This window comes from Streptomyces sp. AC627_RSS907 (assembly GCF_019049165.1).
Genome location: NZ_JAGMUE010000481.1, coordinates 1 through 694 on the forward strand (window position 1 = coordinate 1; position 694 = coordinate 694).

The window sequence follows — 694 nt, forward strand, 5'->3', positions numbered from 1 at the left end:
ATGCTGCCGTCGGACGCGTTGGCCGCGCCGGACAGGCCCGTGCGCGCGCCCTGGGGGACGACCGGGACGCGCAGGGCGGTCGCGGTCCGCATGACGTGCTGGACCTGTTCGACGGTGCGCGGCAGGACGACGGCGGCGGGGCTGCCCGCCGCGCAGAAGCTCGCCATGTCGTTGGCGTACGAGCGGGTGATGCCGGGGTCGGTGAGCACCGCTTCGGCGGGCAGTCCTGCGCGCAGTCGCGCCACGAGAGCGTTCATACGTCCAGCCTGGCACCGGTGCCGCCGGGGCGGAAGGTGCCCACTCCGGCCGCGCCGCCGGCCGCCCCACCAGCGGCCGGGCGGCCGAGGGCCCGGGGTGACGACACGCGGGCGAGGCCGGGGCCGGGTGGCGCAGGCGCCCGTCCGGGGCGGACCGAGCCGGGGCGGCCAGGGGTACGAGCCATCGACAACCGGGGCAAGCGGCCCACAGGGCGTGGTCCGTACGGAAAGGACACAGACCCGCACGTATACGCGGGAGGAGCGAAAAGGTCACGCTGCCGCACCCACTTGGCGGTCAGAAACGGTGCGATGGGATGAACGATCGTCCTTGCCGACAACCGGCAGCGAGGAGCGCAGTTAGTGACTGTGCTGGCGCCTCCACGGCGCCTAGTGCCCAACGCATACCAAGGAAGGTCACCTCATGAACACCAAGACGG

Annotated in this window: 1 protein-coding gene; it reads right to left on the reverse strand. The window is 72.9% G+C overall.

Annotated elements, in window-relative coordinates; all coding sequences use genetic code 11:
- Positions 1-257, reverse strand: a 257-nt coding sequence (locus KUM32_RS36595; protein WP_217146196.1) for an FAD-binding oxidoreductase, incomplete at its 3' end; no start/stop codon positions are given.
- Positions 258-694: the final 437 nt, after the last annotated feature.